Source organism: Leifsonia sp. NPDC058248, assembly GCF_042881905.1.
In the GTDB taxonomy this organism is placed as follows: domain Bacteria; phylum Actinomycetota; class Actinomycetes; order Actinomycetales; family Microbacteriaceae; genus Leifsonia.
The window spans coordinates 37744-57911 of the sequence record NZ_JBHVXB010000015.1 but is presented as its reverse complement, the minus strand read 5'-3'; the positions used below and the strand labels follow the sequence as shown (position 1 = coordinate 57911).

Genomic DNA, 20168 nt, shown 5'->3' with positions numbered 1-20168 from the left:
CCGCGACCTCGCCCACACAGCGGCCGCTTCGCCCGGCCGACACTGGACCGCGCGGTATCGCGGGAAGCCCTACAACGACAAGCACTATGCCGAGGTCTACTACAGCGGCCGTGTCGACGGATTCGACCTCGACGCCCTCACTCCGGAGGCTGACCATGCCTAACCACAACACGATCTCGCAGCTCGTGGCCGACGCGACCGCCGACACCACCCTTCCCGATCGCGTCGAAGACCTCGACGTGTTCTCCCGGCGCACAGTCGACCGCTACGCAGCTCGGCACAAGCTCTCCCCCGCCGACGCCCTCGCGACGCTCCTCGTGAATGGCTCGACCAACTTGGCCGACTGGGCAGAAGCGAAGGCACTCGCCAAGGCGGTCCGCCGATGAGCGCCCGCGAGCTCCCCGCGAACCTCGTCGACGGCACGCTCTATGTCGACGCGGTTCGTGCCGACGGTGGCACTTTCGAGGGCGGAGCCGAGCCTTTCCCCTTCCTCGACGAGGAAGACCTGTGCTGAGCCCAGGCCGCGTCGTCTAGACGATCCCGTCGAGCCTGGGGGCGGCCCGCAACCGCTCCCAGGCACCGACGGTACGACCATGACGAAATGCCGAAACGACAGAGCCCATACGTCGACTTACCGCTCCCACATAGGTGCCGACCCTTTTAGCGCTTCCTGCACCCCGCCCGCAGAATGACGCCGATCTCGACCATCCAGAGGCCGTCCAATCTGCCCTTCCTGCACCCTTCCTGCACCCTTCCTGCACCCTCGCCCCTCACGAAAGCATCCGCCACATGCGACTCATCGACTGGGCAGCCTCTCCCCAGGCCGCGCCCCCTCCTATACCTCTCTCAACCCATGTCGTGAACTCGACAAACAACGCCTATCGTGTCGGCCTCATCCCGCCGCAGGCTCTCGCCGCGGACCTCGCCGCCTCCGGACTCACTTATTCGCCTGGACGGGGCCACGGTTACCGCCTCAACGGCGCGCACGTCACGCCGTATGACGTCGGCGACGTTATCGCGGATATCTTCTCTGGGGCCGCTGAAGTCCTCGGTTACTACCTCAACACCGACCCGGTAATGCTCGCGGTCGAGCTCGACGAAACGCTCCTCGCACGAATGCCGTTCCGCGACGCGGATGACGACCGTGCGCGGGCACGCGACACGATTCGGCGGCGCATCGATGCCGCCGAGTCGGGCCTCTCGATCTCCCGCGATCAACTCGTCCTGGCGCAGGAGTCTCTGGCCCAGACCGCGAGCACAATCCAGGGCATTCAATACGTCCGTCAGGAAGCTGTGCGCCGGTTCCGATCGGCGATCCCTGCGCCTCCGCGCCAGCGCGTCGACGGGCATCTCGCCGTCTCGGTATTCCTCCTCGCGCAACCCGAAGGGCTGATCGCGCGTAAAGCGCTGCACGAGGCGGCGCTCGCCGCTGGCCTGAGTGTCGGCTCCCGGACGCTCTACGCAGCAGCGGACGCCCTCGGCTGGGCGATCGTCACCCGCCGAGGAACGCGCTTCTACTCCGTCCCCGGGACGGCCTAATACTCGCCCGGCGCAGTCTCTGTGGCGGATGCCTGCGCCGGGCGTCTTCACCTCTCCGTTATCCCTTCCGCCCCTCACTCACACATTCCGAGGGCCGCGTGACTCGTCGTGTCCGCTCCTAACCCCTCGGACGAGCGGCTGGAGTCGCCGTCGTACTCAGCGTCTCCCTCGCGATTCTGTCCAGCCAGGCGGCGATCACCGTCGCCGCCTGGCGCTTCATCCTCGGCGTCTCGCCGATCGGGAGGCCGCAACTCACGCGGCCTCCTTCACCCCCGACAGGCTCCGGCGCTACAGGCCGGTGTCGCGAGCTGGAACCTCGCAAGCCATGACAACGACAAACTTCACCCTGAGCGCCCACGACCTGAAGAAGGTCGAGCGCCGAACCGAGCGCCGTATGGAGTCGCTGACGCACTTCGCTGAGGCCGAGTCGGCTGCGATCACGCCCGTCTCTCTCCGCGCGCCCCTCAGCCGGGCGGCCTTCGTCGCGCTCTCGCCAGAGCGGCGGCTCGAAGTGGTGCGCGGGCACGTTCACGCGGAGCTCCTTGCACGGGCGCTCACCGCGAAAGCGCGACGCTCTACCGCCACCGAGGAGGAGCCTCCCGCCCCGGCTGCCGCTGCCGTCGAGATCGTCCCTGAACACCAGCCCGAGCCGATCGAGATCGCAACTCCTGTCGCACCCACCACTCGCTATGTGGTCGCGTGCGCCGACGGGTGCGGCGCGATGATCCCGGCGCGCGGCCCCCGCCCAGTCGTCGCCTACGCCGAGCCGTGGCACCGGCCGAAGCCGAAGCCGAAGGCAAAGACTGGTCGCTAGCGACGGCCTAGTGTGGGCAGTCCGCCGCTGACTGTCCATACGCTGCGGCGCTTCATATTCTTCGCCCGTTGCGAATCGGTCGGAGTATCCCCGCCCTTGCACCACCGCCCGGAGGTCGGATTCGTGTGTGCCACGAGGGGGCCTTGCTTCTTCCGAGTCATCCGTCGCCCGCACACCGAGCACTCCTCCTTCAGCACTGGCGGCTTCGGTGGCTTCACGTTCTTCGCTCGGGCCACGCCGTTCGCTTTCGCAGCCTCAGCCTGAGCGGCGCGCAACGACCGTCGCTTCTCGGCATTTGCGCGATCGGCATCACTGAACTGAGGGCGCGTACGCGTCCCAGTGTGGGCCGTGCGACGGAATGCACATGCCGCGCCTTGGCCCTCGTGCCTCTCGACGTATCCATCGCGAAGCACACGCACTTGTGTGCCGCACTTCGGGCACTTGATGACGACGGCCATAAGACATGTTCTTCGAGAACGGCTGTCCCCGCAAGCAACCCGCCCACCCCTGGGGGCCTACCTCCCCCCGCCCCCGTCGCCCCAGCCCGTTACGGCATAGCGGCTGCCGCTTTCTACCGGCAGCCTTCTGTTTTTTGAATCGCTGCCCCACAACCCCGCCCCATCGAAAGGACCTCATTTGACTGCCACCACGCCCCCGTCCGACGACTGGGAGCTCCCCGAAAGCTGGACCGACGGCGCGCGGGAGCTCTTCCTCGGCGTCATCGACCAGCGCCCTGATCTGGCCGGAGCTGAGCTCGGCTCCCTGGAGCAAGCCGCTTCACTCCACGCGTCCGCCGAACGGCTCGACGCCGTCGCCCAGGATGCCGGGATGATCGCCACCGGCTCGACGGGACAAACCATTGTTCACCCCGCCGTCGTCGAAGCGCGTCTCGCCCGGACCGCCTCAGCGGCGATCCTCTCCAGACTCGTCCCGCCCACCTCAGGACCGAAAACGAGCTCCCAGCGCGGCCGAGACGCGGCGCGAGCGAGGTACTCGAAGTGAGGCGGCCCGCAGCAGTCGACAGGCGCGGCGTACTGATCCTCATTCCGCGTGACTCCTCCGGCGACCTGCCCGTGTGGCACCCGTCACTGCCCCGTGACGGGTGGACACCCGCTGACGTGTTCGACGGGGCCCACAGCTACGCCGTCGCGGTGTCCCTTCCCTCCGACGTCCGCCGCGTGACAAAGGTCGCGTACGCAGCCCTCATGCGCGAGCTGCCCGAGGTCAAGCGCGCCGAGAACGTCGAGCGCCTCTCCGGCGTCGACCGCTTCCGCGATACGTTCGACGCACGCGCCCAGCTCGACACCGACGACGACCTCCACAACGCGCCGTTCTGAGCCGCTCGCGCACGGGGGACCCCTCGCCCACACACAAGCGGCCGGGGCCCCTTTTCATTACGGCGTCGTCCTTCAAGTTCCAGCAGCGCTCGCACGCTCGGCAAGTCAACCCACAGGCGTATCGAGTTGCCCAGAAGGTAAGCCAGCCCACACGAAACGCGTCCGCTCTCATGCGAGCGAGGATCGGCGCGAGCGCCTGGGGCCATTTGTCGGGCGCCACTACTACACTGTGGAGCGCTACCACCCCCACAACTGACCATGCGCGAGGAGGAAACCGTCATGGCTACTGCCCAAGACGTCGCCGCCTACATCCTTGAAAAGCGCGGCCTTACCGAGGCAATGAAGCTGCACAAGCTCGTCTACTACTCGAAGGCCTGGTCGCTCGTCTGGGACGACGATCCTTTATTTGGCGAACGCATCGAAGCTTGGGCGAATGGCCCCGTCTGCCGTTCGCTGTACTCGACGTATCACCGCGAATACATGATCGAAACGCCCGCAGGAGGCGCCTCGGCGAACCTGTCCCAGGATCAGAAGGCCACGATCGATGCCGTACTAGACGCGTATGGCGAGAAGTCGGCACTAGAGCTCAGTGAGCTAACGCACCGCGAATCGCCGTGGCGTGACGCCCGCAAAGGTATCCCCGACGGTGCGCGTAGCCAGTCGCCGATTACCGACGAGGCAATCAAAGCCTTCTACGAGGGCCTCCTCACGTCTGCCGACTCCGAGCCTGTCTAGGCGGCTCACGAGTGGCAGCGCCGAAGCGTAAGGCCGTACCCCAAGCGGCGACGACCTCAGCCGGGCGCATCCCCCGCAAGCTGGCCAGCCAGGGCAGCAATCGACACGCAGCCGACTGGCTCGACGCCCGGCCCGCCTGGGGCCTCCAGATCGTGGACCACGAGGTTACGGGCGACTGGTCCTGGACAATCGGACAGCCACAACTCATGGAGATCATGAGCTTCCTTGCCCAGATGGAAAAGCGTACGTGGGCTGAGATCCGGCGCGACATGGCCGGCGGGAACAATCGGCGCGACGAGAAGCACAAATTCATTCCGGTTGCTCACCTGTGCAAGGAAGCGCGCGACCGACTTGAAGAAATCGAGCTCGACGATCAGGACCGCCTCTTCCGTTTCCGCCTCGGCAATCTGAAGCGTCTCTGGGGCGTGATCCTGCCCGACGACCACATGTTCTATTTGCTCTGGTGGGACGAGAATCACAAGGTCTGTCCGTCCGCCGATAGGTAGGCGCTACACAACCCCGTCACCAGGCCACCGACAAATCACGACAGATCGTCTGACGCACGAAAGCCCCGTCCAGGTGCAATGACCAGCAGCGGAGCCCTTCGTCACTCAAGAGGCCGCACAGCGCGCCGACCCGTGACGTCTCGCGCAGCGCGCTAGTCCAGCTCTCCCTTGAATAGCATCGAGAACAGCGACCAGCCTTCGAGGGCCGCTTCCTCGACCTGTCGCCGAACCGCCTCGAACTCGGCGCGGACAACGGGCCGAATCGCCTCGTACGTCCCTTCTCGCGTTCGACTATGCCCCGGTTCCCATTCGTCGCTGTCGTCTCCGCGGTAGCTCACATACGTCGAATGAACAACGCGCCCGCGCTCCTCCAGCGCGTCGCTGGCTGTCGTCGGGAAGCGCTCCAGCCGCACGAGGAATGCGGCGAGCTTCGGATGATCTTCTAGCCCGCGCTGGGCCGCCAGCTCGGTCGCCTTCGCCGCGAGTTTCGACGCCGCGACACTTGCGGGCTTGTTGCGTAGGTCTCCCGCGCCCACGCCGCCCGCGAGCCTGTAAAGAGCCGCCTCTAGCGCCGTGCCGCTGATCGTAATGCGCCCCACTTCGGTGACTATATCTTCAGGAGCTCCCCAGTAACCCGTTGCATCTTCCTCAGCCATTGCCCGCAGCTCGCCAGGTCGTCATGCCGTGACCCTACTCCCGCGCAGGGTCGACCCGACGCTCAGCCGAGATACCCGCGGCTGCCGCTAGCTCGGGCAGTAGTCCGCTGCGCATCCCGTCGCCTGAAGTCCGCAATCAGGAAGTGACCGTGGACACCGTGTGACAAATCGCGTGCGCCTCGCTCGCGCACGAAAGGCCCTCGGCTGAGCTCAGTGCTCGGCCGGGGGCCTTTTCGTGTATCTGACGGGCGCACAGCGCCTCAGTATCATCGGAGGCGCGGCCCCGAGCTACTAGTCCTAGCTCGGGGCCGTCCTACGCTTCGCGCGTCATCCGGCTGGCGACGACTGCGTCGACGAGCGCGGAGAATTCGACGTCTCCGATCGTGTCTCCGAATAGGGTCTGAACCGCGAGTGCGGCGTCTTCGTACATGATTCGATCTCCCTTCGGCGTCGCCCCAGTGGCAGCGCCGAGGGAAGTCAAACACACCCCGCGGACGCTCCGCTTGCGTCACGTAAGACGCCTCGCGCGGCGGCACCCGGCGACCTGCGAAGTTCCGCCGATCTGGATCGCCGACCCCCAAAACGGGCGACAGCTCGCGGCACTCCCCCCGCGATACCGTGACCGAGTGACACGCGACGAGACCATCGCGGCTATTGCCGCACGCCCCGAGGACGACCTCCGCGAGGCGATCGCCCAGGCGGCCCACGCGGCGCTCCTGGACGACCAGAATCGCGGCGTGCCTTCGTCCGTGCGTGCGGGCCTCCTGAGCGAGTTCGCGGCCGTAAAGCGTGAGCTACTCGCGGCGCTCGCCGAGGTCGAGCACGCCCGACCGTGAACGATACCGCCGTGATTGACTGCCTGCAAGAGATGCACAGGTAATACGCTCGCGACAGCGGACGCGATGCTCAGCAGTGGCGCAGAGAAGATCGACGTCCCTCAACGCTCGGAGGTCGTGCATGGTTGCTTGGCTTGCACTTGGCGTCGCCATAGTCGGCGTCCTGTGGGGGATATTCAACACATTCTGGCTACAGCGACCGCGCCTCCACGCCGAGATCGATAGGCGCGCGACGATAACGGTACCCGCGATCCCGCCGCTGCCTGCGGGCGAGTCAATAACCATGAAGGTCGAGGCGGACATGATCGCGTTCCTCTTCACCGTGACAGCCCTCAACACAGGAAGCGAGCCGTCGACTATCTGGGACGTCGGCCTCAGTCGCCGTGAAGGCGAAGACATAACCAGTGCTAGCGGCATCGTCTTGGATGGCGGCACCGTCGACGGGCCGACAGTGCCCGCGCGCATTGAGCCCCACGGAGCGCTGTCCTGGACCTTCACGGACGAGCAGACAAACCATGTCCCACCCGGCGAGGAGATATATGGCTGGGTCTCTCGCTACCGGCCTCTCCGCAAGTGGCGCACGACCGAGAGGGCCGCGCGACGGCGCGAGAACCGCGCCAACCCGTCGAATCCAGTTAGAGCCGAAGCGGCGGCAAAGAAGCGCGTTCAGCGAGTCAAGAAGTCATACAGGCGCTACACGTCGTCCCACGGAGAAGTGCGCTACAACTACGGCTACGTCAGCAAGAAGAAGTCGAGCTAGCGCCCGGGTTCGCGCCGGGCCTGACCCTCGGCCCGTCACTCGTCGCTAGTCCCCGGGCGACAGTTCCATCCAAAGGCGTAGGCGAAGCACGTCCAGAGCCCGGGGCGTATAACCGCCTGAATTCACGTCGAGATCAAGTACCTCCTCCAGCAGCACTTCGATAAAGTCGCGGCTCATGCTGACTGAGAGTGCCCTCACAGCGACTCCCCCAGACTGGTGACACGACTAGCGCGACACGTTGAGTACGGGTCGCCGTTCTCCCACGACTTGGTGGTGCGGTTGAACTTGCGGCGCGTCGTGGCGAGCCGGAAGGTCGTGATCGGAAGCCCTTCGCTGGTGACGAGATGGTTGGGCGTCGTGGCCACGAAGCCGCGGGTGGACAGGGAATCGTTCATCGTGCTCTCCTTCGGTCGGCCGCCGATCGGGCGGGTACACCGAGTCTCGGGTGCGAACGCCGGCACAAACGGAGAGGGCCCGGATCTGGGGAGAACTCCCCTGATCCAGGCCCTGTGGAGGACGCCGAACCCAGCCCTGCGGAGGATGCCCGCTACGCCGCGATCACGTACTCGGCGTACGACGTGCGGATCTTGTTCACCTTGGGCTGCGCGACCGCCAGGCAGTAGCCCTGTCCCGGGTTCTTGGCGAAGAAGTCCTGGTGGTACTCCTCCGCGCGGTACCACTCGCCGAGCGGTTCGAGGGTCGTGACGATCGTGCCGTCCCAGTAAGTCTTCGCCCGCTCGATCGCGGCCTCGAAGAGCTCTTTCTGCTCGGGACCGTCGTAGAACATGGCCGAACGGTACTGGGTGCCGACATCCGCGCCCTGACGGTTCAGCTGGGTCGGGTCGTGCAGGGTGAAGAACACGTCCAGGATGACCGAGGCCGGGATGACCTCCGGATCGAACGTGACGGCGACCGCCTCGGCATGGCCGGTGCGACCTGTGCACACTTCTTCGTAGGTCGGCCCGGCGACCGTGCCGCCGGTGTAGCCGGACACGACATCCTTTACGCCGCGCAGGACGCGGTACACCGCATCCAGGCACCAGAAACAGCCTCCGGCGAGGACGAACGTCTGCATGGGGTTTCCTCTCATTCGACGAGCACCATTCTCCTACGATGAGGTCATGACTTTTGTTCCCGCGGAGAACCGCTACGACACGATGACGTACAACCGGAGCGGACGGAGCGGGCTCAAGCTCCCGCCCCTGTCGCTCGGCCTCTGGCACAACTTCGGCGACGAGCGCCCGATCGAGACGCAGCGGGCGATCGTGCGTCGCGCCTTCGATCTGGGCATCACCCACTTCGACCTCGCCAACAACTACGGACCGCCCGCTGGAACCGCCGAGACCAACTTCGGCCGGCTGCTGCGCGAAGACCTGCGCCCGTACCGCGACGAGATCGTCGTCTCGACGAAGGCCGGGTACTACATGTGGCCCGGTCCGTACGGCGAGTACGGCTCCCGCAAGAACATGCTGTCGTCCCTCGACCAGAGCCTCGGGCGCCTCGGCCTCGATTACGTCGACATCTTCTACTCGCACCGGCCCGACCCCGAGACCCCGATCGAGGAGACGATGGGCGCGCTCGCGACGGCCGTGAAGCAGGGCAAGGCGCTCTACGTCGGCATCTCGAATTACAACCCGGAGGAGACCCGTGCCGCTGCGGCCGCGCTGGCCGAGCACAAGGTGCCCCTCCTCATCCACCAGCCCCGCTACTCGATGTTCGATCGTGAGATCGAGGGCGGCCTGTTCCCGGTGCTCGACGAGATCGGCGCCGGCAGCATCGTGTACTCGCCACTCGCGCAGGGGATGCTCACCGACCGCTACCTCGACGGCACCGTCCCAGCCGGCTCCCGTGCCGCCACCAGCAATTTCCTCTCGGAGAAGCAGCTCAGCCCGACCTACCTCGAGCGCGCCCGCGCCCTGAACGCGATCGCCGCACGCCGCGGCCAGTCGCTCGCGCAGCTCGCCCTCCTCTGGGTGCTCCGGCAGCCGACGGTCACCAGCGCGCTGATCGGCGCGTCGAGCGTGCGGCAGCTCGAACAGAACGTGGCGACACTGGATGCTCCCCCGCTCACTCCAGACGAGGTCGCCGAGATCGACCCGTTCGCCGTGGACGGAACCGAGCAGCTCGAGTAGCGAGCGGCACTCCATCGCGCCGGATCGCGCGGAGCCGGGCATCCGGAACGCCGATCCGGCGCGACTCGTCGTCACAGGCTGCACCACGAGTCCGCGACACTGCGGCCGATCTCCGAGGGTCTGGGCGTCGGCCGAGTTAACATCACGCCATGCAGTGGTGGAATGACTTCGTTGATTGGCTCACATCGTCGGCGGCTCAGCCGATGGTCTTCAATGCGGTGGTGCTCGCGGTCGCCGTGATCGTCGCCGGATTGCTCGCAGCCTTGATCGCGCGCGGCGCGATCAAGGGTCTGCTCTCCCGCACCGATCGTCAGCAGAAGGCGTCGGCCATCGCGGCCCTCGTGGATGCGGCGACCGAGGCATCCGTGTGGAACTCCCTGACCCCCGGCGAGCAGGTCCTCTCGGACCGCGCCGTCGGCCAGGCCGACATCATGGTGCGGTTGCTCCCGATCAAGGGCGCCGGCATCGCCGCCAACTGGGCCGGCCACCAGCTCGCCGAGATGAAGCGCGCGTCGGCGACCTTCGGCTACCAACTCGACCCGGCGGTCGCGGAGTTCCGCGACCGGCTGATCGAATGGCAGAACAAGCCGGGCCGTGCACGCAAGATCTTCCAGGGCGACCTGGAGCGCTGGCGATTCGAGAACAACGACAGCGAACGCGCGCTGATCGAGCAGCAGGATGCGTGGGTGGCGCAGCAGCACCACCAGCAGTATGCTCCTGCGGGCGCCGACGTGGAGACGCGCGACGAGGCGGCGGCGTTCGCCGCCTCCGACACGGTTCCCGTCGCCACGCGTCATGCGAACCCGGATACCTCCCCCACCTCGACGCTGTCACAGCCGGTCTGAGGCACGACACTCCACCCGACGAAGAGAGCGCCGGCGGTCACACCGCCGGCGCTCTCTCGTTGTCGAGATCGGTCTAGTGGGTGCGCTGCTCCGTGTAGTCGCCGCGCAGGTGCCACCACTCGTCGAACATGCTCGCCGGGACCCGGCGCTTGTGCTCCGTGGCCAGGTAGCGCGCCTCGATGGCGCTCGCCACCGCATCCGGAACGTCGCCGCCCTCGAGGAAGGCGTCGATGTCGGCGTAGCTGAGCCCGAGGTTGTCTTCGTCGGTCTGGCCGGGCGTGTGATCGAGCAGGTCGGCCGTCGGCGCCTTGGTGTAGAGGCGGTCGGGTGCGCCGAGGTGTTCGAGTAGGGCACGGCCCTGCCGCTTGGTGAGGCCGGTGAGGGGCAGGATGTCCGTGCCTCCATCGCCGTACTTGGTGAAGAATCCCGTGACGGCCTCGGCCGCGTGGTCGGTGCCCACGACGAGGAGGCGGCGCTGGCCCGCGATCGCGTACTGGGCGATCATCCGGGCCCGTGCTTTGACGTTGCCCTTGGTGAAATCGCTCATCGCCTCGCCGACCGCGTCGGCGTACTCGGCCTCGAAGCCGTCGACGCCGCGCTTGACGTTGAAGGTGACGGCGCGCTTCGGCTGGATGAAGCTGAGCGCGAGCTGCGCGTCGTCTTCGTCGTGCTGCACCCCGTAGGGCAGCCGCACGGCGATGAACTCGGCGTCGACTCCCTGCGCGCCGAGGCGGTCGACGGCGAGCTGGCAGAGGCGCCCCGCGAGGGAGGAGTCCTGGCCGCCGCTGATGCCCAGCACGAAGCCGGAGGCGCCCGTCGTCGTGAGGTATTCGACGAGGAATCCGACGCGCTTCTCCACCTCGGCGGCGGGGTCGATGGTCGCGCGGACGTTGAGCTCTTCGATGATTCTGGCCTGAAGATCACGCATGGAGCCACATTAGCGCCGCCGCATTTCCGTCATGTGAACGCCTTCCGGATGCTCCCGGCCGGATGTTCCCCCGCAGTAGCATCGCCGCATGGATCCCACCGTCGGTACCATCGTCCTCGTCCCGTTGCTCGCCGTCGCCGCCTCGCTGCTGGCCAACGTCGTGGGGAAGGTCGCCAAGATCCCCCTGGTCGTCTTCGAGATCGTGCTCGGGTTGATCGTCGGTCCGAGCGTGCTCGGCTGGATCCCGAAGACCGACGCGCTCGACTTCGTCGCGAACTTCGGCCTGGCCTTCCTCTTCTTCATGGCGGGCAACGAGATCGACTTCGCGTCCATCAAGGGCCGGCCGCTCAAACGGGCCTCGCTCGGGTGGCTGGTGTCGCTCGTGCTGGGCGTCCTGCTGGGCATCCTGCTCGCCCCCGACCCGATCGCGGGCGTCTACATCGGCATCGCACTGACCTCGACGGCCCTCGGCACCCTGATGCCCGTGCTGCGGGATGCCGGCGAGCTGAAGACTCCGTTCGGCCTCGCGGTGACCGCGGTGGGCGCCGTCGGAGAGTTCGGCCCCCTGCTGGCGATCTCGCTGTTCCTCAGCGGGCGCAAGCCATTGGCGGCCGCCCTGGTGCTGATCGGGTTCGCCCTGGTCGCCGCTGTCGCCATCTGGCTCGCCTCGCGCGGCGCCCACGAGCGCTTCCACCGGCTGGTGAGCGCCACACTGCACACGAGCGGTCAATTCGCCGTGCGCTTCGTCGTGCTGGTGATCGCCGCCCTGGTCGGGTTGAGCGTCGCCCTCGGGCTCGACATGCTGCTCGGCGCGTTCGCGGCCGGGGTGATCTGCCGCGTGCTCCTCTCCGGAGCCAGCAAACCGGACGCCGAACTCATCGAGACCAAGCTCGAAGCCGTCGCCTTCGGCGTGCTCGTGCCGGTCTTCTTCATCAACACCGGGATCGGCTTCGACCTGCAAGCCCTCATCGGCGACCCGCACGCGCTCCTGCTTCTGCCGATCTTCCTCGTGCTGCTGCTGGTCGTGCGCGGCATCCCGGGCTCGTTCGCGGTCCCGCCGGGCTCGACGTTCGCGGACCGCAGCGCGCTCACGCTATTCAGCGCGACGGGCCTGCCGATCATCGTCGCGGTGACGAACATCGCGCTCGCCGACCACGCCCTCGAGAAGGGTACGGCGACCGCGTTGCTGGGGGCCGGAATGCTGTCGGTGCTGTTGTTCCCGATCATCGCGCTCACCCTGCGCAAGCGCTCGAGCGACGGCGGTCTGCGGCCGCCCGACCTCGAGCGCGTGCCGACCGTCGGCTAGCCGCCCCCGGCCGTTTAGGGGTGGCGAACGCAGCCGAAATCCGCCGATTCGGATGCGTTGGCCGCCCTTCGACGGAGGCGCGGGCGCGTCGGCGCGACGGCTACGGGATGCGCGTGAGCGCGCGCCCGAGGATCGCGGCGGTCAGCGCCTCGATCGGCTCGCGCGGCGCGGCGGGGTTCGACAGCAGCGTGAAGTCGACCTGCCCGAGTTCCGGCAGCGCGAACCGATTCGTCACCTTGACCAGGTCGGACGGGATGAGCGACCGCGGGAACACCGCGACACCGATGCCCGCGCGCACCGCTGCGATCACGCCGTTCACCTCGCGGGTGTTGCACGTGATGCGCCAGGTGCGGCCGGCGGCCTCCAGCGCGTCGATCGTGATCTGCCGGCTGAGGCTGGGGCTCTGGTAGGCGATGAGCGGGATCGGATCCCCGGGCTCGATCACGGTCTTCTCCTGGCCGACCCAGACCAGGTCGTCGGTCGCGACGATGGTCCCGTCCGTGGTGCCCGGGTTCTCTTTGATGAAGATGAGGTCGAGGTGCCCGCCCTTCAGCCGCCGGTGCAGCGGGCCGGACTGGTCGACGGTCAGCTCGAGGTTGATCTGCGGATGCTGCTGCCGGAAGTGCCGCAGGATGCGCGGGAGCGTCGTGATCGCGAGGTCGTCCGCCGCCCCGAACCGCAGCCGTCCCCGCATGGCGGAACCGCTGAAGTAGCGGTCGGCCTCGGCGTGCGCGGCGAGGATGGTGCGGGCGAATCCGGCCATCGCATCCCCGTTGTCGGTGAGGCGGACATCCCGGGTGTCGCGCGCGATCAGCTGACGCTTCGCGGCGAGCTCCAGCCGCCGCACATGCTGGCTGACGGTCGGCTGGCTGATGCCGAGACGAGCGGCCGCCTTGGTGAAGCTGCGGGTGTCGGCGACCGCCAGGAACGTGCGGAGGAGGACGGGGTCGAGCATCGAGCATCCATTCGAAAAGCCAATAGGAGTTATAGGTTCAATTCGCTGCAAGAATACCGCGACCTGCGTAACGTCGAGAGGACAGATCAGCATACGTAACTAGACACGCAGGAATATTCGTGGCCCACTACACTGCAGCAGCCCCTCCCACCGGACCAATGCCCGTGCTCACCGCACGGCCGCCGTGGCGTGAGACCTTCGTCTCGCTCCGCGTCCCCAACTACCGCCGGTTCGCCGCGAGCAACCTCGTCGCGAACACCGCGGTGTGGATGCAGCGCATCGCGATGGACTGGCTCGTCCTGCAGCTCTCGGGCAGCGTCGCCGCCGTCGGCGTCACTGTGTTCATGCAGTTCACCCCGATGCTGGTCTTCGGTCTCTACGGCGGCGTGATCGCCGATCGCTACTCCAAGCAGAAGATCCTCATCGTCACGCAGTCGATCGCCGCCCTGCTCGCCGCGTTCCTCGCCGTGCTCACCCTCACCGGAGCCGTCCAGGTGTGGCACGTCTACGCGATCTCGTTCGCACTCGGTCTCGTCACGGTCGTCGACAACCCCACCCGCCAGGTGTTCGTGAGCGAACTCGTCGGCCCGCACTACCTGCGCAACGCGATCAGCCTCAACTCGTCGATCTTCCAGCTCGGCGGCCTCATCGGGCCGGCCGTCGCCGGCGTGCTGATCACGGCGGTCGGCGGAGGCTGGTCGTTCGCGATCAACGCGGTCGCCTGTCTCGCTGTCGTCGGCTCCCTCATCTCGCTCAAGCGCTCGCAGCTGCACGCCTCCCCCGCCGCCCCGCGCGCCAAAGGCCAGCTGATCGAGGGGATGCGCTACGTGCGCAGCAAACCGATGATCTTCTGGACCGTGGTGATGGTCGCCGTCGTCGCGGTCTTCGCGTTCAACATGCCGGTGTTCCTGGCGGCCTACGCGAACAACGTGTTCGATGTCGGCGCCCAGGGCTACGGGCTCTTCAACGCCCTGGTGGCCGCGGGGGCGCTGGTGGGCGCGCTGGCGTCGACGCGTCGCACGAGCATCCGGTTGAGCATGGTGGTCGGCACGGCCGCCGCCCTCGGGATCGTGCAGGCGGCGGCAGGATTCGCGCCCGGCGAGATCGGGTTCGGGGCGCTGCTCGTCGGGATCGGCGTAGCCAACCTGCTGTTCATCACCGGAGCGAACTCCCTCGTGCAGATGTCGTCGAACGTACAGATCCGCGGCCGCGTGATCTCGCTGTACATCCTGGTGCTGCTCGGCGGTCAGGCGCTCGGCGGCCCGCTCATGGGCTGGATCGTCGAAACGGCTGGCCCGCACATCGCGATGATGATCTCGGGGCTGGTGCCCGCGGCGGCGGCCGTCGTGATCGCGCTGCTGATCGCGCGCCGTGCCAGCCTCCGGCTCAAGGTCAGCCTGCGCGGACGCCGGCCGAGCATCGCCATCGTCAACCGGGCCGGGAAGACCAGCGCGCGCCTCTGACGGCCTGCGCCCCGGGCAGCCGCAGGGGCCGCTGCCGGGACGGCCGGGCGGGCTACGGTATCGTGGAAGCGCCCCGCCCTCGTAGCTCAGCGGATAGAGCAGGAGCCTTCTAATCTCTTGGTCGCAGGTTCGATTCCTGCCGAGGGCACCCGGAGCGTCTGATCGCGGCTCCTTCTCATCTCTTGGTCGCAGGTTCGATTCCTGCCGAGGGCACCCGACCCCAACGGCGTCGTTTGCGACTAGGTGTCGTCATCCCGGGCGTGTCGGCCGCAACAAGTGGCAAACCACCGGGTCGGCGGCGCTCAGTCGACGGGGAGCGCCTTCGCCGCGGCGACCAGCACCTGCGCCAAGGTCGGCACGCCCTCCGCACGGAAGACCTCCTCGCCCGCCGCCGTGCTCACGATCACGGTCGGTGTGACCCGGATGCCGTCGGCCTCGGCGCGATCCTCGTTGCGGGCGATGTCGAGCTCGGTCACCGACGCCTCCGGCACCAGCCGCGACGCCTCGGCGAGGACCGCCCGCGTCTGCATGCACGGCTCGCAGAACGCCGACGTGTACAAGGTCAGCTTCACGCCGCTCACGCTCCCGAATCAGTGACGCGACGGCGAACCGCCGATATCGAATCCACTCCCTCAGTGTACGTCCGGCGAACATCCGGAGACCATCGGGCGACAGTCACGCGCCGGACACCTCGCGTTTGCCCCGGATGACGACAATCGCAGATGTGAGCCGCGCCGCATACACCCGCTACGTCGCCCTCGGGGACTCGATCACCGAGGGCCTGTGCGATGCTGCTCCCGGGCATCCGACGGTGCTGCTGGGCTGGGCCGACCGGCTCGCCGCCATCCTCGACGGGGACGCGCGGCTGGGCGGCCACGAGTTCGAGTTCGCCAACCTTGCCGTGCGAGGCCGGCGCATCTCCGACGTCGTCGACGATCAGATCCCCCACGCGCTCGACCTCGGCGCCGACCTGGTCTCGGTGATGGTCGGAGGGAACGACCTCATGAGTCCGGCGGCAGATCCGGATGCTCTGGCCGAGCGTCTCGACACGGGCATCCGCTCCCTGCGAGCCAGCGGGGCGACGGTGCTGCTCGCCAACATCTTCGACCCGCAGTTCGCCTTCTTCCTCAAACCGTTCCGCGGACGCGCGGCCGTGTTCAATGCCAACATCTGGAGCATCGCCCGGGCCAACCAGGCCGTCGTGCTGGACGTGTGGGGTGTGCGCGAATTCCAGGAAAGCTCGATGTGGGCATCCGACCGGGTCCACTTGAGCGCCCGCGGGCACCGGCTGCTGGCCGCCAGGGCCGCACACACGCTCGGGGTCCCCTACGCCGAGATCGCGGCCACGAACACAGCGGAGCCGCCGCCGGAGCCTCCCCCATCACTGCCGATGCGCACCTGGCTGCGGCTGTACGCGATCCCCTGGGTCGCCCGCCGACTGCGGCACATCTCGGCCGGCGACGGACTCGACGCCAAACGCCCCGTGCCCTACCCCGTCGGACCCCAGCACTAGACTTTCCGCATGGCTAATTCCTCGGATCGACTGGTCTGGATCGACTGCGAAATGACCGGACTCGACCTCGAGGTCGACGAACTCGTCGAAATCGCGGTGGTCATCACCGACTTCGAACTGAACGTGCTCGACCCGGGACTCAGCATCGTCATCAAGCCCGACGCGTCGGCACTCGCCAATATGAGCGAGTTCGTGCGCGACATGCACACCGCTTCCGGACTCATCGAAGAGATCCCCAAGGGCAAAAGCCTGGCCGAAGCCGAATACGAGGTGCTCGAGTACGTGCTCAAGTTCGCGCCCAGCGCCCGCACCGCCCCGCTGGCCGGCAACACGATCGGCACCGACCGCATGTTCCTCGCCAAATACATGCCGCGCCTCGACAACCACCTGCACTACCGCAGCGTCGACGTCTCGTCGATCAAAGAGCTCTCGCGCCGCTGGTACCCCCGCATCTACTTCAACGCGCCCGAGAAGCACGGCGGCCACCGCGCCCTGGCCGACATCCTGGAGTCGATCCGCGAGCTCGAGTACTACCGCCTGGCCGCCTTCGTGAGCGAGCCGGGACCCACCACCGAAGACGTTCAAGCGGTCTCCGCGAGCGTGGTGGAAAAATGGACGCCTCAGATGTAATAGAATCGTCAAGTTGCTTTGAGCGAATCGCATGAGACGCTTGAAGACATGGTGGGTATAGCTCAGTTGGTAGAGCGCCTGGTTGTGGTCCAGGAGGTCGCGGGTTCAAGCCCCGTTACTCACCCCAATAGTTTGATCGCCGACCTTTTGGCTTGATCGCCGCGATTCGTGGCGTACTTCGTGAGCATCGTGGCCGCGATGCTGTGCCTCCTCACCCTCTACCTGCTGGTCCGCGTCGAGCAGGCCCGCGCGACGTTGACCCACCGACCGGTCTGAGCCGGGATCCCGGCCGGTCCATGCCCTCGACGGACTCCGAAGGTGCCCCTGGCGGAATGGGCTGGTGCGCGTACTCTCCGAGGCATGAATACGACCGCACTCATCGTTGTGATCATCGTCGTCGTGGTCCTGGTGATCGCCTTGATCATCGTCCTTGCCACCGTCGGGCGCCGTCGCAAGGCCGAAGCCGACCGCAAGCGCGCAGGCGAACTGCGTCAATCAGCCGTCGAGGACGACCTCGCCGCCCGCGAACGCGAGGCGACGGCGGCCCGCGCCGCCGCCGACGCGCAGCAGGCCGAAGTCGACGCGGAACGCCTCCGCCAGGAGGCGGCATCGAGGCAGGACGCTGCTGCCGAGGCTCGCACCGCCTCCGACGAGAAGCTTCGCAAGGCCGACGGAATCGACCCGGATGTCCGTGCAGACGGCACGAGCACCGCGGCCCCGGCCGCAGCTCCGACCGCGGCTCCGACCGCGGCTCCGACCGCGGCTCCGACCGCAGCTCCGACCGCAGCTCCGACCGCGGCTCCGGCCGCCACCCCCGAGGGCGCGCGCCACTCGGCGGCACCGGAAGACCCGAACGCGACTCCGCCGGCGACTCGCACGAACTAGCATCCGGCTGGGCGGTTCGCACGCCACCCCGCGGTGACGGAACAACGCAATGCTTTCATCGTTTTGCACTCTTCCATGCAAGAAATCGACAAATCGTCGACAATTGCTCTGAAGGTCTTGTGGATCGGCTCGCAGGGGTCGTATCGTCGGGCCAACTCTCCGGACGCCCTGCGTCCCGATTGTGTCCAACGACGTACACCCTTCCGAGAGGAACGAGTCAACGATGACACGCAACGACCCGGCCCCCCCACGCGGTCTCTCCCGACGCACGCGGTGGACCGCGGCCCTCGCCACGACGGCTGCGCTCGCCACGACCATCTCGATCGTCGGATTCACGGGGCCCGCAGTGGCCACGCCGGCCGCGCCGGCCGCACCCAGCCCTGTCACCCGGGCTGCGCTCGACCCATCACTCGTGACCGGACGCGGCGCAGCCGTCGACTTCGTCGAGCAGGAAGCCGAGAAGGCGACGACGAACGGAACCATCATCGGCCCTGACCGGACCGCGTACACCCTCCCCGCCGAGGCCTCTGGACGGTCCGCGGTTTCCCTGAAGCCCGGTGAGTACGTCGAGTTCAGGCTGCCCAAGGCGTCCAATGCGATCACTGTGCGCTACAGCATCCCGGATGCCCCGACCGGTGGCGGCATCACCGCGCCGCTCGCCGTGACGGTGAACGGCGGCGCCAAACAGTCGATGACGCTCACGTCGCAGTACTCCTGGCTGTACAACCAGTACTCGTTCACCAACGACCCGAACGCCGACCTGCTGCACGCGGACTGGTGGATCACCGAGTGCAAGTGCGTCCCGTCGCAGACCACCCCGGCGCCGGTCATCTCGAAGCCGTTCCGGCCGATGCACTTCTACGACGAACAGCGGCTGCTGCTCGGTCACACCTACGCCGCGGGCTCGACGGTGCGGCTCACGGCGCCGAAGGGGACCAGCGCGTCGACGACCACGATCGACCTGCTGGACTCGCAGCTGGTGGGCGCTCCGCACATCCGGGTCGTCGCCGCGAATGTTCTGCTCTTCGGCGCAGACCCCCGCGGCAAGCGCGACTCCGCGAACGCCTTCGACAAGGCGATCGCGTTCGCCAAGAAGGCGCACCTGAAGGTCTACGTGCCGCCGGGCACGTACCAGGTCAACCGGCACATCATCGTCGACGACGTCACGGTCGAGGGTGCGGGCAGCTGGTACACGATCATCAAGGGCGCGCAGGTGACGCTGGCCGCCCCGGCGCCGGACGGCTCGATCCACACGGGTGTCGGCTTCTACGGCAAGGACGCTTCGGCGGGCGGATCGACGAATGTGCACCTCTCCGGGTTCGCCATCGAGGGCGACGTGCGCGAACGCATCGACACCGACCAGGTCAATGGGATCGGCGGGGCGATGAGCGACTCGACGATCGACGGCCTCTACATCCACCACACGAAGGTGGGCGCCTGGTTCGACGGGCCCATGCACGACACGCACATCACGAACACCGTGATCGCCGACCAGATCGCCGACGGCGTGAACTTCCACACGGGGGTGACGCACTCGAGCGTCTCGAACTCGTTCATCCGCAACACCGGTGACGACGGGCTCGCGATGTGGTCGGAGAAGAGCACCGACGCCGGGAACACGTTCGACCACAACACGGTGCAGACGCCGACCCTGGCGAACGGCATCGCGATCTACGGCGGAACCGACAACACCGTGTCCGGCAACCTCGTGGCCGATCCGCTCCGCGAGGGCAGCGGCATCCAGGTGGGTTCGCGGTTCGGTGCCGAACCGTTCGCCGGGCATCTGTGGATCACGGACAACACCACGGTGCGGGCGGGGACCTACGAGCTCAACTGGGAGATCGGACTGGGCGCGATCTGGTTCTACGCGCTGGAGAGGAACATCGACGCCGACATCCAGGTCGTCGGAGACCACTTCCTCGACAACACGTACAACGCGATCATGCTGGTCACCGACTTCCCGGTGAAAGACCAGTACCGGATCACGAACGTGCACTTCGCCGACATCCGGGTGGACGGCACCGGCACGTCGGTGGTGAGCGCCCGCTCGGCCGGTTCGGCCAGCTTCCAGAACGTGGATGCCCGCAACGTGGGCGCCGTCGGCGTCAACAACTGCGGGTCGTTCAACTTCACGCCGGCCGGCTCCGAGTTCTCACTCACCGATCTCGGCGGGAACGACGGCGGCGGCACGACGGGACCGTGGCTGGCCGCGTGGGAGCTGCCGAACACCATCACCTGCGACGACCGGCCGCCGGTGGTCGTTCCGCCTGCGCCCTCTCCGTGGAACTGACGCGCTGAGGGAGATCGAGGCCGGGCATCCATTCGGGC

Annotated in this window: 24 protein-coding genes and 2 tRNA genes; 20 read left to right on the top strand and 6 right to left on the bottom strand. The window is 67.3% G+C overall.

What is annotated here, in order from left to right; all coding sequences use genetic code 11:
* Positions 1 to 155 precede the first annotated feature (155 nt).
* From ACFVV5_RS18775 to ACFVV5_RS18740, 8 genes are all read left to right on the top strand, one after another.
* Positions 156 to 386: a hypothetical protein gene (locus ACFVV5_RS18775; RefSeq protein ID WP_387247149.1), complete on the top strand. Its 231-nt coding sequence runs from the start codon at positions 156 to 158 to the stop codon at positions 384 to 386.
* Positions 383 to 514 carry a hypothetical protein gene (locus tag ACFVV5_RS18770; RefSeq protein WP_387247147.1) on the top strand — a complete coding sequence of 44 codons (132 nt, stop codon included), beginning with the start codon at positions 383 to 385 and terminating at the stop codon, positions 512 to 514. Before ACFVV5_RS18775 ends, ACFVV5_RS18770 begins: the two co-directional genes overlap by 4 nt.
* A gap of 344 nt (positions 515 to 858) precedes the next feature.
* A complete protein-coding gene (locus tag ACFVV5_RS18765; protein WP_387247145.1) occupies positions 859 to 1539 on the top strand; it encodes a hypothetical protein in 681 nt (226 codons plus the stop codon).
* Positions 1540 to 1864: 325 nt separating this feature from the next.
* Complete coding sequence (locus ACFVV5_RS18760) at positions 1865 to 2353, top strand: hypothetical protein (protein ID WP_387247143.1); 489 nt, start codon at positions 1865 to 1867, stop codon at positions 2351 to 2353.
* 636 nt (positions 2354 to 2989) lie between these two features.
* Positions 2990 to 3355: a hypothetical protein gene (locus ACFVV5_RS18755; protein WP_387247141.1), complete on the top strand. Its 366-nt coding sequence runs from the start codon at positions 2990 to 2992 to the stop codon at positions 3353 to 3355.
* Positions 3352 to 3690 carry a hypothetical protein gene (locus ACFVV5_RS18750; RefSeq protein WP_387247139.1) on the top strand — a complete coding sequence of 113 codons (339 nt, stop codon included), beginning with the start codon at positions 3352 to 3354 and terminating at the stop codon, positions 3688 to 3690. The genes ACFVV5_RS18755 and ACFVV5_RS18750 overlap by 4 nt, the downstream gene beginning before the upstream one ends.
* 279 nt (positions 3691 to 3969) lie before the next feature.
* Positions 3970 to 4425 carry a Panacea domain-containing protein gene (locus tag ACFVV5_RS18745; RefSeq protein ID WP_387247137.1) on the top strand — a complete coding sequence of 152 codons (456 nt, stop codon included), beginning with the start codon at positions 3970 to 3972 and terminating at the stop codon, positions 4423 to 4425.
* Between the two features lie 11 nt (positions 4426 to 4436).
* Positions 4437 to 4931: a hypothetical protein gene (locus tag ACFVV5_RS18740; protein ID WP_387247135.1), complete on the top strand. Its 495-nt coding sequence runs from the start codon at positions 4437 to 4439 to the stop codon at positions 4929 to 4931.
* A gap of 152 nt (positions 4932 to 5083) precedes the next feature.
* Here ACFVV5_RS18740 and ACFVV5_RS18735 read toward each other — a convergent pair whose 3' ends face one another.
* Positions 5084 to 5587, bottom strand: a complete 504-nt coding sequence (locus tag ACFVV5_RS18735) for a hypothetical protein (RefSeq protein WP_387247133.1) — start codon at positions 5585 to 5587, stop codon at positions 5084 to 5086.
* A gap of 626 nt (positions 5588 to 6213) precedes the next feature.
* Between ACFVV5_RS18735 and ACFVV5_RS18730 the strand changes: the two genes are divergently transcribed.
* Both ACFVV5_RS18730 and ACFVV5_RS18725 read left to right on the top strand, forming a co-directional pair.
* Complete coding sequence (locus ACFVV5_RS18730; protein WP_387247131.1) at positions 6214 to 6423, top strand: hypothetical protein; 210 nt, start codon at positions 6214 to 6216, stop codon at positions 6421 to 6423.
* Positions 6424 to 6544: 121 nt separating this feature from the next.
* Positions 6545 to 7183, top strand: coding sequence for a hypothetical protein (locus ACFVV5_RS18725; RefSeq protein ID WP_387247129.1), 639 nt, complete (start codon positions 6545 to 6547; stop codon positions 7181 to 7183).
* A gap of 194 nt (positions 7184 to 7377) precedes the next feature.
* Here the strand turns inward: ACFVV5_RS18725 and ACFVV5_RS18720 are convergent, their stop codons facing one another.
* Positions 7378 to 7578 (bottom strand): hypothetical protein, encoded by a 201-nt coding sequence (locus ACFVV5_RS18720; protein WP_387247127.1) that lies wholly within the window; start codon positions 7576 to 7578, stop codon positions 7378 to 7380.
* 152 nt (positions 7579 to 7730) lie between these two features.
* Positions 7731 to 8258, bottom strand: coding sequence for a peptide-methionine (S)-S-oxide reductase MsrA (msrA, locus tag ACFVV5_RS18715; protein ID WP_387247125.1), 528 nt, complete (start codon positions 8256 to 8258; stop codon positions 7731 to 7733).
* Positions 8259 to 8304: 46 nt separating this feature from the next.
* Here msrA and ACFVV5_RS18710 point away from each other — a divergent pair, with 46 nt between their 5' ends.
* Positions 8305 to 9315: an aldo/keto reductase gene (locus ACFVV5_RS18710; protein ID WP_387247123.1), complete on the top strand. Its 1011-nt coding sequence runs from the start codon at positions 8305 to 8307 to the stop codon at positions 9313 to 9315.
* A gap of 149 nt (positions 9316 to 9464) precedes the next feature.
* Positions 9465 to 10160, top strand: a complete 696-nt coding sequence (locus tag ACFVV5_RS18705) for a hypothetical protein (RefSeq protein ID WP_387247121.1) — start codon at positions 9465 to 9467, stop codon at positions 10158 to 10160.
* Positions 10161 to 10233: 73 nt separating this feature from the next.
* Here the strand turns inward: ACFVV5_RS18705 and nadE are convergent, their stop codons facing one another.
* Entirely contained in the window at positions 10234 to 11088 is an 855-nt protein-coding gene (gene nadE / locus ACFVV5_RS18700; RefSeq protein WP_387247119.1) for an ammonia-dependent NAD(+) synthetase, read from the bottom strand.
* Positions 11089 to 11176: 88 nt separating this feature from the next.
* On the opposite strand from nadE, the gene ACFVV5_RS18695 reads away from it, so the two are divergent.
* Entirely contained in the window at positions 11177 to 12394 is a 1218-nt protein-coding gene (locus tag ACFVV5_RS18695) for a cation:proton antiporter (protein WP_387247117.1), read from the top strand.
* A 100-nt stretch (positions 12395 to 12494) separates the two neighbouring features.
* Here ACFVV5_RS18695 and ACFVV5_RS18690 read toward each other — a convergent pair whose 3' ends face one another.
* Positions 12495 to 13349 (bottom strand): LysR substrate-binding domain-containing protein, encoded by an 855-nt coding sequence (locus ACFVV5_RS18690; RefSeq protein ID WP_387247115.1) that lies wholly within the window; start codon positions 13347 to 13349, stop codon positions 12495 to 12497.
* 158 nt (positions 13350 to 13507) lie between these two features.
* Between ACFVV5_RS18690 and ACFVV5_RS18685 the strand changes: the two genes are divergently transcribed.
* Both ACFVV5_RS18685 and ACFVV5_RS18680 read left to right on the top strand, forming a co-directional pair.
* On the top strand, positions 13508 to 14812 hold the full coding sequence (locus ACFVV5_RS18685) for an MFS transporter (RefSeq protein ID WP_387247159.1): 1305 nt from the start codon (positions 13508 to 13510) through the stop codon (positions 14810 to 14812).
* A 75-nt stretch (positions 14813 to 14887) separates the two neighbouring features.
* Positions 14888 to 14960, top strand: a tRNA-Arg gene (locus tag ACFVV5_RS18680).
* 154 nt (positions 14961 to 15114) lie between these two features.
* Here the strand turns inward: ACFVV5_RS18680 and ACFVV5_RS18675 are convergent.
* Positions 15115 to 15384: a thioredoxin domain-containing protein gene (locus ACFVV5_RS18675; RefSeq protein WP_387247113.1), complete on the bottom strand. Its 270-nt coding sequence runs from the start codon at positions 15382 to 15384 to the stop codon at positions 15115 to 15117.
* Between the two features lie 152 nt (positions 15385 to 15536).
* Between ACFVV5_RS18675 and ACFVV5_RS18670 the strand changes: the two genes are divergently transcribed.
* The 5 genes from ACFVV5_RS18670 to ACFVV5_RS18650 all read left to right on the top strand — a co-directional run bounded on the left by ACFVV5_RS18670 (position 15537) and on the right by ACFVV5_RS18650 (position 20130).
* Complete coding sequence (locus ACFVV5_RS18670) at positions 15537 to 16325, top strand: SGNH/GDSL hydrolase family protein (RefSeq protein ID WP_387247111.1); 789 nt, start codon at positions 15537 to 15539, stop codon at positions 16323 to 16325.
* 9 nt (positions 16326 to 16334) lie between these two features.
* The gene (gene orn, locus ACFVV5_RS18665) at positions 16335 to 16955 is read left to right on the top strand and encodes an oligoribonuclease (protein ID WP_387247109.1); all 621 of its coding nucleotides are present in this window, start codon (positions 16335 to 16337) and stop codon (positions 16953 to 16955) included.
* Positions 16956 to 17006: 51 nt separating this feature from the next.
* Positions 17007 to 17082 (top strand) — tRNA-His (locus ACFVV5_RS18660).
* Between the two features lie 233 nt (positions 17083 to 17315).
* Positions 17316 to 17840, top strand: coding sequence for a hypothetical protein (locus ACFVV5_RS18655; RefSeq protein WP_387247107.1), 525 nt, complete (start codon positions 17316 to 17318; stop codon positions 17838 to 17840).
* A 223-nt stretch (positions 17841 to 18063) separates the two neighbouring features.
* Positions 18064 to 20130 carry a glycosyl hydrolase family 28-related protein gene (locus tag ACFVV5_RS18650; RefSeq protein ID WP_387247105.1) on the top strand — a complete coding sequence of 689 codons (2067 nt, stop codon included), beginning with the start codon at positions 18064 to 18066 and terminating at the stop codon, positions 20128 to 20130.
* Positions 20131 to 20168: the final 38 nt, after the last annotated feature.